11 protein-coding genes are annotated in these 12997 nt (G+C 43.8%); 6 read left to right on the plus strand and 5 right to left on the minus strand.

Annotation, left to right across the window (positions count from 1 at the left end; all coding sequences use genetic code 11):
• Positions 1 to 86 precede the first annotated feature (86 nt).
• Complete coding sequence (locus V7L29_RS14195) at positions 87 to 1262, minus strand: MalY/PatB family protein (RefSeq protein WP_334735883.1); 1176 nt, start codon at positions 1260 to 1262, stop codon at positions 87 to 89.
• A 275-nt stretch (positions 1263 to 1537) separates the two neighbouring features.
• On the opposite strand from V7L29_RS14195, the gene V7L29_RS14200 reads away from it, so the two are divergent.
• Positions 1538 to 2272 carry a tetratricopeptide repeat protein gene (locus V7L29_RS14200; RefSeq protein WP_334735884.1) on the plus strand — a complete coding sequence of 245 codons (735 nt, stop codon included), beginning with the start codon at positions 1538 to 1540 and terminating at the stop codon, positions 2270 to 2272.
• 136 nt (positions 2273 to 2408) lie between these two features.
• Positions 2409 to 2972 (plus strand): Uma2 family endonuclease, encoded by a 564-nt coding sequence (locus V7L29_RS14205; RefSeq protein ID WP_334735885.1) that lies wholly within the window; start codon positions 2409 to 2411, stop codon positions 2970 to 2972.
• 15 nt (positions 2973 to 2987) lie between these two features.
• Here the strand turns inward: V7L29_RS14205 and V7L29_RS14210 are convergent, their stop codons facing one another.
• Entirely contained in the window at positions 2988 to 3173 is a 186-nt protein-coding gene (locus tag V7L29_RS14210) for a hypothetical protein (RefSeq protein ID WP_334735886.1), read from the minus strand.
• Positions 3174 to 3357: 184 nt separating this feature from the next.
• On the opposite strand from V7L29_RS14210, the gene V7L29_RS14215 reads away from it, so the two are divergent.
• A complete protein-coding gene (locus tag V7L29_RS14215; RefSeq protein ID WP_334735887.1) occupies positions 3358 to 3558 on the plus strand; it encodes a hypothetical protein in 201 nt (66 codons plus the stop codon).
• Between the two features lie 253 nt (positions 3559 to 3811).
• Here V7L29_RS14215 and V7L29_RS14220 read toward each other — a convergent pair whose 3' ends face one another.
• Positions 3812 to 4978 (minus strand): pyridoxal phosphate-dependent aminotransferase, encoded by a 1167-nt coding sequence (locus V7L29_RS14220; protein WP_334735888.1) that lies wholly within the window; start codon positions 4976 to 4978, stop codon positions 3812 to 3814.
• Between the two features lie 193 nt (positions 4979 to 5171).
• Between V7L29_RS14220 and V7L29_RS14225 the strand changes: the two genes are divergently transcribed.
• Positions 5172 to 5840, plus strand: a complete 669-nt coding sequence (locus V7L29_RS14225; RefSeq protein WP_334735889.1) for a ribonuclease T2 family protein — start codon at positions 5172 to 5174, stop codon at positions 5838 to 5840.
• A 447-nt stretch (positions 5841 to 6287) separates the two neighbouring features.
• A complete protein-coding gene (locus V7L29_RS14230; RefSeq protein ID WP_334735890.1) occupies positions 6288 to 7748 on the plus strand; it encodes an inorganic phosphate transporter in 1461 nt (486 codons plus the stop codon).
• 128 nt (positions 7749 to 7876) lie between these two features.
• Here the strand turns inward: V7L29_RS14230 and V7L29_RS14235 are convergent, their stop codons facing one another.
• Positions 7877 to 8959, minus strand: a complete 1083-nt coding sequence (locus V7L29_RS14235; RefSeq protein WP_334688528.1) for a class I fructose-bisphosphate aldolase — start codon at positions 8957 to 8959, stop codon at positions 7877 to 7879.
• Positions 8960 to 9679: 720 nt separating this feature from the next.
• Between V7L29_RS14235 and V7L29_RS14240 the strand changes: the two genes are divergently transcribed.
• Positions 9680 to 9997, plus strand: coding sequence for a hypothetical protein (locus V7L29_RS14240; RefSeq protein WP_334688529.1), 318 nt, complete (start codon positions 9680 to 9682; stop codon positions 9995 to 9997).
• Between the two features lie 561 nt (positions 9998 to 10558).
• On the opposite strand, the gene V7L29_RS14245 is transcribed toward V7L29_RS14240, so the two are convergent.
• A complete protein-coding gene (locus V7L29_RS14245; RefSeq protein ID WP_334735891.1) occupies positions 10559 to 12862 on the minus strand; it encodes an AAA family ATPase in 2304 nt (767 codons plus the stop codon).
• Between the last annotated feature and the right edge of the window lie 135 nt (positions 12863 to 12997).

Below are 12997 nucleotides of genomic sequence, written 5' to 3' on the forward strand. Positions count from 1 at the left end.
TATTTCAGGGGTTCGGATCAGCCAAACCATTGATCAACGGATACGCCAGACAAGTGCAGATTTAGAGTTATTGTCATTCATTTTGATCAGTTATCGGCAAAGGCTTTTGAGATTTGTTTTAACCCACGTTCTAAGACATCCCGTGGAGTTGCAATATTGATCCGCTGAAATCCTTCGCCGCCTTTACCAAAGGTTGAACCATCGCTTAACCATACTTTTGCTTGATTAAGCAAGGTCTCGTTGATCTCATCGTCGCTGCGTCCCATACCCCTGAAATCCAACCAGACCAGGTAAGTCCCCTCTAAAGGAATAGCTTTTACCTGGGGGAGATAGTCACGAACAAAGGACGCTAAAAATTTAAAATTCTGATGAAGGTAGGAGTTCAACGCTTCGAGCCAGGGTTCACCATACCGATAAGCCGCAATGGTAGCTTCAATGCCGAAGATATTTGTCATCCTTAATCCTGCTTTGGACAGCTCAGTATTAAAACGGTTACGCAGCGATGCGTTAGAGATTATTATGTTGGCAACTCCCAGTCCAGCGAGATTAAATGTTTTATTTGGGGCTGTGCAGGTCACAACGCGGCTAGCAATTTCATCGGAAAGCGTCTCAAGCACGGTGTGTTTATACCCCGGCATGATCAGGTCTGCGTGTATCTCATCAGAAACAACAACAAGGTCATGTTTGAGACAAATTTTTGCAAAACGATTCAGTTCTTCGAGACGCCAGACTCTCCCCACTGGATTGTGAGGACTGCAAAAGATGATCAATCGCGTCTGGTCGTCGATAGAACGTTCCAAATCATCGAAATCGATGGCATATGTGCCGTTTTCGTGTTGAATCAATTGATTGGTTATCAGTCGCCGACCGTTGTTGATCACCGCATTCATAAAGGGGTGATACACTGGGGGTTGAATAATCACCTTATCCCCAGGATGTGTGAAAGCCTTGATTGCGAAGTTTAATGCCGGAACGACCCCAGGAGTGAAGGTAATCCAACTCTGTTTAACCTCCCAAGCAAATCGCCGCCGCATCCAGTTGATCACAGCATCGTAGTAATCGTCAGTTCTGACACTGTAGCCAAAAATTCCATATTCTGCGCGTTGTCGGATAGCTTCGAGAACTTCAGGGGGAGCCTCAAAATCCATGTCCGCAACCCACATGGGTATAGTATCCTTAGGCTTAACGTATCGTTCTTGCGTATCATGTTTGAGAGAACGAGTGTTGGAACGTAAAATAACTTTGTCGAAATTATAGTTCATTTGAACATAATATCCCAAAACGGAGAATGAGAGGCTGCAACTATTAATCTCTCGTGGTTTTGAGCAGCTTCACGGGCTTCATAAATACTTGACCACTTGCGTCTAAATATTGGTGATAAAGATAAGTCAGAATCGGAATAAACATTGCGGGTCAGTAATCTAGTAGCGTAATGCACGATCTTACATATTGTGGTGCTTAGAGACAAATCGGCATAAACTTCCTTAGTAAGCCTGTATTATTTTGTATAAACACTCAACAATAACATTTATTGTTTATGTTATTTATAAAACAATTCTTGTTTCCTCAATTGTTGATAGGGGTTGCAAAAACCTTCGCCATAGCAACTTTGAATACATTTACCACTACTGCAACCATTAATCAGCCCAGTTATGCTAGCGACATAAATTTCTTGGCAATTCGTTTAACTAATGCTGCCAAAGTTGCAACACTCACGGCTGAAGACTTCTTTAATCAGGGTTTGGATAAGCAAAAGAAAGGAGATTTGCAAGGAGCGATCGCAGCTTATACTGAAGCAATTCGCCTCAATCCTAACTATGCCAAAGCCTACTACAATCGGGGTGTTGCCCGCGAGTATTTGGGAGATAAGAAGGGGGCAATCGAAGATTTCAACCAAGTTTTGCGGATTAATCCTAACTTTGCCGAAGCTTACGTTAATCGAGGAAATGACCGCGATGATTTGGGAGATACCAAAGAGGCAATCGAAGATTACAACCAAGCTTTGCGGATTAATCCCAACTTTGCCAAAGCCTACTACAATCGGGGTGTTAGCCGCGCTAAATTGGGAGATACCAAAGGGGCAATCGAAGATTACAACCAAGCTTTGCGGATTAATCCCAACTTTGCCGAAGCTTACGGTAATCGGGGATATGCCCGCGCCCAATTGGGAGATAACAAGGGGGCAATTACTGACTTCCAGCAAGCCGCAGATATCTTTAAACAACAAGGAAAAATAGAGGAGTACCAAAAAGCGCTGAAAATCATCAACTAACTTCAGAAGTAGATACTTGAGGTTCTACATCTGTGCGGGATGATTTTGATGGTTTTCTGGCACCAAGCGATTTCTAATCGCCAAGGGTGGGTATTGCTAGACTAGAACCATTCCCGTTTGCTTTTGTTCACGAGCCATGTCCACAGTAGTTAGGCAATCCTTGACACTGGAGGAGTTTCTCGACCTACCAGAAACAAAACCTGCCAGCGAATACATTAACAGTAAGATTATTACCAAGCCAATGCCAAAAGGGAAGCATAGTCGATTGCAGTTAAGACTATGCAACAGTATCAATGATGTTGCTGAAAGCCTTCATGTTGCTTATGCCTTTCCCGAACTGCGCTGTAGTTTTGGTATCCGTTCAATAGTACCTGATGTAGCAGTCTTCACCTGGTCGCGCATTCCCTTTGCTGCTGATGGGGAAGCACCCAATGATTTTCTGCTTCCTCCAGATTGGACAATTGAAATTCTTTCTCCAGAACAAAGTTCAAATCGAGTCACAGGAAATATTCTCTATTGCTTAGATCATGGTTGCCAATTAGGTTGGTTGATAGACCCAGAAGATCGTTCCATTTTAGTCTTCCGTCCCAATCAACAACCAGAACTTTTGCAGGGTGATGAGTGTTTGCCAGTGTTAGCCGGAATAGACTTGGAGTTAACAGTTGCTCAGGTGTTTGGTTGGCTAAAAATGAGCAGTTAGCTCGACTTTATCTATTTAACCTTCCATCAAAATGCCCACTAAAATCTGCATCAAGATTTCCAAATCAGTTGGTACCCGATACAACATTAAATCTTGACTCACTTTCTTCTCTTGACGATCAAAACTACCAAACTGCCAAATATCCCCAGTAGTCACGGCACCATACAAGATTGGCTCATCTGATTCTACCCACGTATCCAAGGCAATCAACTCCGTCGCTAACTGGGTAAATCCCCGTGTTAAGTCTGCCTGTTTTGCTTCTACTACTAAAATATTATGTTCTGACTGAAGATAGTAGTCTAAGTCACCTCTGAGGTACTGATTAACTTCGATAGGGTACTCAATATTAATTATTGCTTTTGTGATGTGAGCTACTTCTAATAAGATGGGTGCGATTAATACTTCGCGTCTAGCCGCTTCACTAGTTAGACTAACACGAGCGATCGCTTCTTCTAGGCGTTGGCGTAAGTCTGGTAGTCGAGTCAGTAATTCGGAAGCAGCGATAGGTAAATTGATTGTTGCTTTAGTTAAACTTACTCCTAATTACCGCAGAATATCGGCGGGAGCGAATTTCATTTGGAAATAGCTGCGGAATGTGTAGAATTCATTTGGTTTAAGTATTGGGGGACGGTGACGTTCAGTCATGTTAAAATCCGCAGTTATGATATTGAAATTATTTTTATTCGTTTTATTGGAACGCATCAAGAATACGAGAACGTAACTTGAGGTTTGGAAAAGAGGAACTTCAAGTTTAAAAATGAACTCCACCCGTTCTGAGTCGAAAAGGTGGAGTTAAGAAGTTGGAGAGTTGGTAAATTCTACTCACAAATGACAACTAACTAAATACGCGACTTGATAAATTTCTCTAATCTATCCATTCCCTTTTCAATCGTCGCCATATCTGTGGCATAGGAAAGGCGAATGTTGTCATCAGCGCCAAAAGCAATTCCAGGAATGACTGCAACTTGATGTTCTTCCAACAAAGCGTCACAAAATTCTAGGGATTTTAGACCGGTTTTGCTGATATCAGGGAACAGATAAAAAGCGCCATCTGGTTTTGCAGTACTCAATCCAGGAATGGCGTTGAGTCTGTCTAACATTACCTGTCGCCGTTTAGCGAAGGCTTGGCGCATTTCTTCGACACAATCTTGATGACTTTGTAGCGCTGTGATCGCACCATATTGGGCAAAGGTACACACGTTAGATGTACTATGCCCTTGAATGGTACTGGCTGCTTTAATAATTTCCACTGGCCCCGCTAAATAGCCGATACGCCACCCAGTCATGGAATAAGCCTTCGCAAACCCATTACTGATCAAAGTGCGGTCAAAAATTTCCTTCCCTAGAGAACCGATGCTGATATGTTCTGCATCGTCGTAGAGAATCTTTTCGTAAATTTCATCAGAGACGACAAAGATATCTGCATCAACTACTACCTGCGCCAGTGCTTTGATTTCATCTGGTGTGTAAACCATCCCTGTGGGATTAGATGGGGAGTTGAGAATAAATAACTTCGTCTTCGGCGTGATTGCTTTACGGAGTTGTTCGGGAGTAATTTTATAACCCGTCGTTGCATCTGTAGAGACAATTACCGAAACCCCACCGACTAAAGTCACCATTTCGGGATAACTTAGCCAGTAGGGAGCAGGGATAATTACCTCATCACCTGGATCGATCAGCGCCACTATCAAGTTGTAAAGAGAATGCTTACCGCCATTGGTAACGATAACATTCTCTGACTTATAATCAAGACCGTTATCAGTTTTAAGCTTGTGGGCGATCGCTTCCCTTAACTTTGGTTCTCCAGCTGCTGCACCATATTTGGTTTTGCCTTCATCCAAAGCTTTTATTGCTGCGGCTTTAATATGCGCTGGGGTATCAAAATCTGGTTCTCCAGCGCTAAAACTACAAACATCTATTCCTTCTGCCTTCAGTGCCTTAGCCTTGGCTGCGATCGCTAAGGTTAATGAAGGTGTTACCTGACTTACTCTTGCTGCCAGCTTCATTCTTACTATTTTTGGCAAATCTTTCACTTATTTAAGGATATCCCAGAATCCCTACCAAGATTTGTTTTTTCTGAATTCGTTGGGGATTGGGAACTGGGGAATGGGGAAGAATTTCTGACCCTTGATTCTTGATGCTTGACTCTTAAGAATGTATTTTGTATAACTTGAGTTTTAGGGAAAACTAACTGTTTATATGCAGATTAAGAAACTTTTCATCGCATCTTCTCTGTTAATTACTGCTGTTTTTATACCTAATGCTGCCATTGCTCAAAATCGCGGTACTCCGGGTAAATTTGATTTTTATGTACTGACACTCTCTTGGTCGCCAGATTATTGTGCGACAAACGGTACCCGTGACCAGCAGCAGTGCGGTTCTGGAAGGAAACTTGGTTTTGTACTACATGGTTTGTGGCCGCAGTACCAAACTGGTTATCCTGCTAATTGTTCTACGCAAAAATTACCGTCGGAAGTAAAGCGGCGGTTTCCCAATTTGTATCCTAGTAATAAACTTTACGATCATGAGTGGGAAAAACATGGTACTTGTTCGGGGAAAACTCCTGCGGAATATTTGGGATTGAGTAAACAATTAAAAGATGCGATCGCGATTCCCGCAGCTTATAATCGTCCTGATAAACCCGTGCGTACCACAATTACAAATTTTAAAAATTCATTTGTGAGTGCGAATAATCAAATTACTGCTGATGGTGTAGCACCTTTTTGTTCTGGTTCGGGAAGATTTTTGCAAGAAGTCTTCTTTTGTTATTCCAAAAACGGTGAACCTGGTATTTGTAGCGCTGAGATTTTGAAGCGATCGCAAAAAAGTTGTGGTCAGCCAGATTTCTTACTAAGAAACGTTAGATAACAATGGGGCATGGGGGAGCCACTGCGGTCTTCTCCCAAAGGGAGAGGCTAGCGCCAAGGGGTCTCCCTAAGTGGAGCAAGTGGCGTCACTGGGCACAAAAGGCAGAGGTGCAGAGGAGAAAAACTTACTGTAACTGCTCCTCTGTTCTCTCATCTCCCCACTGCCCACAACTATAATTTGAAGTGACTTAATTTATTATTTACTGTTTCTTATTTATTTCTTAACCTGTCTATTGTAATCTTCAATTGTAATTAGAACCATTCTTAATTTCGAGATAGCAGATGCAATCAGAGAATTTGTTCAAGAAAAGGTTGTATTTATAACCATAAATTTTTGTATAGCTCGCTGAATTGCAATAACTCCAGGTTTTTTCTCAGTTTTAATAGTTTTTTGCAACACAAATTATTTTTGTCAGGCTGCATTCTTGTCTTTTACTAGGAGTGCTAAATGGAATACTTATTTCTAGCATTGGCGCTGGGTCTAGCACTCAGCTTTGAATTTGTCAACGGCTTTCATGATACTGCAAATGCAGTTGCTACAGTCATTTATACTAACACCTTGAAGCCAAATATTGCCGTTGTTTGGTCAGGCTGTTGGAACCTAATTGGTGTGCTGACATCAACTGGAGCCGTTGCTTTTGGTATTATTGCCCTACTTCCCGTTGAGTTGGTACTCAATGTTGGCTCAAGTGCAGGCTTCGCAATGGTTTTTGCACTTTTGATTTCGGCGATCATGTGGAACTTAGGAACCTGGTACTTAGGCTTACCTGCATCCAGTTCACACACATTGATTGGCTCGATCATGGGTGTTGGTTTAGCAAATTCAGTGTTATCTTCAGGTCATGTTTTTGGCGAGGGCGTAAATTGGTCAAAGGCGCAGGAAGTTTTCACATCGCTACTGGTTTCGCCAATTGTTGGATTTACCTGCGCCGCATTGCTGTTAATACTAGCGAAGATACTGATCAAGCGACCAGAGTTATACCGTGCGCCAGATCATGGTAAAGCACCGCCGCCTTGGATACGTGGTTTGTTAATCTTGACATGTACTGGTGTCAGCTTTGCCCACGGTTCAAATGATGGTCAAAAAGGTATGGGTCTGATTATGCTCATTTTAGTGGGCATTCTTCCAGGGATATTTGCACTGAATATAGATACTAATGCCGGAGCGATCGCTCAGTTGGCCGCTACGTCTAACTCTGTAGTTTCAGTGCTGCAACAACCATTACCTGGAACATTCTCAAACAACCAAAACATCACAAATGAGCTTTCTGACTTTCTCAAACCAAGTAACGAAGCCACTGAAAAAACATTACCAGCTCTTGCTGCCGAGAGTCGTACAATCGGAGATAAGCTTACTGGTAAGACTAGTTTCAAACAGTTTTCAAAGGATGAGCTTGGCTCATTACGAACCGATATGTATTTAGTAGCTGGAACAATTGCAAAGTTGGACAAGCAGAAAAAATTAACTAATGCCAAACAAGAAGAGGTGCTTACCAGTTATAAAACGCAGTTGGATAAAGTAACCAAATTCATTCCCAATTGGGTGAAATTTGCTGTTGCTATTGCACTGGGTCTTGGCACAATGATTGGTTGGAAGCGGATTGTAGTGACAGTAGGTGAAAAGATTGGCAAAGATCACCTTACCTATGCTCAAGGAGCTTCCGCCGAGTTAGTAGCTATGACAACCATTGGTGCTGCGGATTACTTCGGTCTGCCAGTCAGTACCACTCACGTGCTGTCATCTGGTGTAGCGGGTACAATGGCGGCGAACCATTCGGGTTTGCAAATGGACACTCTGAGAAATCTGCTGTTAGCCTGGGTGCTGACACTGCCGGTTTGTGTACTGCTTGGTTCTGCTACATACGCAGGGGGCTTGTATATAGTCTTGAATATTCTGGGTTTGAAGTAGGACAATGGGGGATTGGGCATTAGCAAGAGACAAAAAAGACAAGGAAGAGGGGGAGACAAGAGAGAGACTTAGTTCAATAATTCCCCCTTGTCTTCCCCTACTCTCCTACTCCCTCATCTCCCGACTCCCTAAGCTATCGTCACATCCGGCGACAAGTAAACATCTTGGATGGCGTGAAATAGCTTCACACCTTCCTCAAAGGGACGTTGGAACGTCTTCCGTCCAGAAATTAATCCTGAACCACCAGCCCGTTTGTTAATTACAGCGGTGCGAACTGCTTCGGCAAAGTCATTTTTACCAGTCGCGCCACCAGAATTAATCAGCCCCACACGCCCAGAGTAGCAATTCAGCACCTGGTAACGAGTTAAATCAATTGGGTGGTCAGTTGTCAATTCTGTGTAAACGCGCTCATCGGTTTTACCGTAACTCTTACCACTGGCTTTGGCGACTGCACCGTAACCATTGTTATTTTCGGGTAACTTTTGTTTGATGATGTCGGCTTCAATCGTCACACCCAAATGATTCGCTTGTCCGGTGAGGTCAGCAGCAAGGTGGTAATCTTTATCTTGTTTAAAAGCGTTGTTCCGCAGATAGCACCAGAGAATTGTCACCAAACCGAGTTCATGGGCGCGTTTAAAAGCTTTGCTGATTTCTTGGATTTGTCTGGTAGATTGGTCTGAGCCAAAGTAAATTGTCGCACCTACGGCGGCCGCCCCTAAATTCCAAGCTTGTTCCACATCAGCAAACAATACTTGGTCAAATTGATTGGGGAAAGTCAGCAATTCGTTGTGATTAATTTTGGCAATAAAGGGAATTTTGTGGGCATATTTGCGCGATATGATCCCTAATGTCCCCAAAGTGGTAGCAACCGCATTGCAACCTGAGGCGATCGCTAGCCTAACAATATTTTCTGGGTCAAAGTAAATCGGATTGGGCGCAAAAGACGCACCTGCCGAATGTTCAATACCTTGGTCTACCGGTAGAATGGACAGATACCCAGTATATGCCAGACGACCAGTAGAATAAAGTAGCTGGAGATTACGCAATACTTGAGGATTGCGATCGCTGTTGAGCCAGATTCGATCTACAAAGTCTGGCCCCGGCAAATGTAGTAAATCATGAGAAACTTTTGCTTTATAGGTAAGCAGGTCTTCAGCCTCTTTACCTAGCAATGACTCAATAGAATTAGCCTCTATGAGCGTTGTAGTCATAGCGTTTTCCCCAAAAATTGAGCAAATGACCTTTGCCTTTAAGATAGCATTTTTCAATATTGCTAACCTGGTTGTGCGGGCATTAACTATATATAGAATCCTTGTGATATCGCACTCTTAAATCATCTGTAAAAACTTGTTTGACTGATTAAACGTGAGATTTAATTGTCATAATTTGCCTTTTCTCCCAAACAAATAACTTCTTAAGGAAGATGCAGAGTGATCGGATCACGCAAAAGACGAGAATTTATCTATATTAAGAAATAAAAAAGATTCATCCTTTTAGTTCAATACAAACCTAACAAGAAAAGCCCCTTAATAAAGCTAGCGTTGGGGAGTAAAGCTCAAAGCTTCTCTTCTAAAAGGAGAGAGGAATGGAAGTGAGGTCAGAGTGTATTGCATACATAGACGCGTAGCGGCTTAAGGCAGGGTACGAGCGTCACCGATAGCGTAGCGTAAAGCCTTCTCTACGAGAGGCTGCGCCAACGGCATAGCAACTCTTAGAGACGCTAACGCGTAGCTTGCTTCCCCGAAGGGGTACGCTTAGAGCGACACAGGAGCGTCACAGCCCGTTGTAGACATCGTTATATTAACTTAAAACTTGGCATCTACTAGCTGCTCAATTATGCTATCTTCGTATCCTATCTAAGATTGACAGGAAAGTAAAACTTATCTTCCCCCCATTGTGGTAATAGTCGTTAAAAGAACAAATACAATTTTATGAGTAAGTTTCAAATCGATATCGACTTCAGCAATATAGATTTAGCTTCCCTTGAGACAGAAGACGATTTTCAAAGAGAGGCAAAAATATTACTACCAAAGGTACTGGTCAAAGTAGGTGAAAGTGTAGGTGAGAAGACTTGGGAAGAATTACAGCAAAAGCTGCAAGGCACTGGAAGTAAAGTTAAATCTTCTCCAAGCGAGAAACGCAAGTTTATCCAAGAAACAGGAAGAACTTATCAACGAAATGCCAGTAATAGAGAAAAACAAGAACTAGAAAACTATATAGTAGAGCAATTACGCCAGCACAAGCAATAAATATCTACCTAAGCCTGATGTACGTGTATTCTAACTTCTATTTTTAGCAGTAGTTTTGGTAGGGTGCGTTAGCCTTTGGCGTAACGCACCACTTTGCCTAACTTCTAGTATTCAAAATCATTGTAGGGGCACAATATATTGTGCCTCTTGGCGTGTGGTCTATTCAATTGAAAACTGCTGTAAGTATCCACCCCAGACTTTCGCCAAAGAGGGTGAAGCGCGAATATCTAAGACAAAGCCTTTAACGTATCACATTTCTTAAAGATAAGACCTTGTTATCGATTAACTGAGTTCGTAGCGGTTCCCAACCAGATGATATAGAGCGTCGCTTTGGTAAATAAAACTCTGGGCAACGAATAGTTAAGCTTAGATGAGTCTTTGAACTCCGTCAACGAGTCTTTGATACTCGTGAATGAGTCTTTGATATCATGTCCGGTTGAACACTTGTCATTGCGAGCGGAGCGAAGCAATCGCAAGGATGTTGGGATTACTTTGCTTCTCTACGAGACGCTCCGCGATCGCTCCCAATGACATATCATAAGTTAATTTACCGGACATGATTCAAACAAACCAGCGGCGAATCAACTCCACCTGGAAGCCATAGCCGTCGTCAACTTCCTCAATTAACTCCCGTTGCAACAGCAATTTGAAAGTAATATCAGCATAAGGGAACTGTTGCAATAAAGTTTGGCAGCTAACTATAGCCCCTTCCCCTTGAGCAGCGATAAAACGTAGAATAGCTTGTCCAGTAGCGTCTACTTGGTTATTTTGAATATCAGCAAAGAAAAAGCCCCCACTTTGCAAAGCTTCTGGTATCGCGGCTTCCACATCCGCGAAAGTTGCCAATCGCCGGATAGAGGGGTCTTGTTCGTTCTTAAGGACAATAATTTCCGCACAGAGTAGTTGTATTAAGAACGGGTGACAACGGGTGAGTTGCAGTACTCGCTCAACGGCATTGGGTTGATAGCGCAGGGTAAAATCTTTGACGGGACGTTCAATTAATTGTCGTGCTTCCGCTTCTTTGAGGTAGGAGATATGCACTACTTGAACATTAATTAGATAACTAGCCCAGCGCTGATATTCTTCGATAATATGAGAGCCAGCCAGTAGCACCTTGAAGCGAGGACGATGTTGGATGAGGTGACGCAGCATCCCCAAAACATCATGTTCATCAAAGCGACCTTTGGCTATGGCGTTGTCTAGCACCTCGAATTCATCTAGCGCTAGTAAGGCGGTATTTTGTTCTAGAGCCTGTTCTACTTTATCTAGCCATTCATCGAAATAGGTGAAGGGGTCAGATTTTAGCACTTCGCGGGCTATGGACGGTAGAGTTACACCTTGCTTTTTTGCTGACTTCTCCATATCTCTAGCCAGGTTGTAGAGAAAACCTGCATGGTCACTAGCTGATGAAGGTGCGCCTTGCAAGTCTACAAACATTGGGATGATGGAATTGGGTAGTAATTTTCCGATGTTATTAAGGAGAGAAGTTTTACCCATGCGTCGCTGACCGTATAGTAGCAAAGGTGGGCGACGGCGATCACGCAGTAGTTGCTCAATGCGTAAGCCGATGTCATCACGCCCGGTGAAAATTTCTTGCTCCTGTGTAAGGGGTGGGCCGATGATGTAAGGCGAGTCAATTTCTTGACGGAGTTCAGTAATTTTAGCCAGTTCATCTACATAGTTAGTTACTATCTCACGCCAACTTTTGATAATGGGGTAGAAACGGACTGTGTATTTGTCGCTGCTACGAACGAAGTTCTGCAACTGTAGATTTAATTTATCTGCAACATTTCTGAGGAGTAAGCGCTGGTTATAAGCACTTGCTTGATTGAGAGCAGCATCTACATCCTCGCTGATACGGCTAAAGATTCGTAATAGAGGGCTAACTTCACTCTCTAGTTCGCTACTTACCAGACTGCGATGAGCTTTACGGATAGCTTCCACATCACTATAGGCTTCTAAACTGTGTGCATCCAGTTCAATTTGTGCAGCTTGAGCCGCCCAGCGCTGGCGACTGGTACTGAGATATTCTAAAGCAGCTTTGCCTTCAATTGGGTTATGCGCGATTACGAAGAGGAGATGCTCATCCAAACCAGGTAGATGTAAACGTTGCCACTCATCCCAGAACGCGGAGTGATAGCGCAATAAACAAGGGCTTTTACCATTACGCCCTTTGTCTAATCTATATAGGAGATAATTCCAGACAAGCAGAAATGGAAAGGAGAAAACAGGTCGCCATGACTTAATAGTTGCTCCCACGCCGAACGCCACGCCTAGCGCCACGCCTTTCACTACGCCTACCGCCACGCCTAACGCCATGCCTACCGCTACGCTTAGCGCCACACCTATCGCCACGCCTACTGCCACGCCTCGCGCCACGCCTCGCGCCACACCTCGCGCCACGCCTACCGCCACACCTACCGCCACACCTAGCGCCACACCTAGCGCCACGCCTCGTGCCACGCCTCGTGCCACACCTACCGCCATGCCTCCTGTCACACCTCCTGCCACGGTTACCGCCACGCCTCCCACCACGCCGAATGCCACACGAAAAGCTATATTTGGGATTGGTTCACCCAACATCCACAGCACTAAACCCAGCAGTAAGTTAGCGAGAATAGGCAAGATGAAGTATCCCTGGATGAGCAGCCGCCACAGAGCAAGGTTTTGCCATCGCTCTTGTCTCAACAAGATAATCAAAGAGGAATCGGTGTCTAAAATGGGGTCAATGCGCTTGAGATGGTTACGCCAAGCTGAAGGACGGAAAACGAGCCAGAAAAGCAGTTGCAAGCTACCGAGTATTAAGTTGGGGTGCTGTTGGGGTGCATTGGTGTAGGCGTTGGGGGGTAGTTGTGGTGAGGTCAACGTTTTTGCACTCCTATTTAATACTCCATATCATTGCGGTTGCTTCGCTTCGCTCGCAATGACATAATCTGTCATTGCGAATGCAGCGCTAGCGGAATGTTCGCCCTTGGCGTTCCCGCAGGGTAGCAATCGCAA

This window comes from Nostoc sp. (genome assembly GCF_036916575.1).
Taxonomy (GTDB): domain Bacteria; phylum Cyanobacteriota; class Cyanobacteriia; order Cyanobacteriales; family Nostocaceae; genus Nostoc.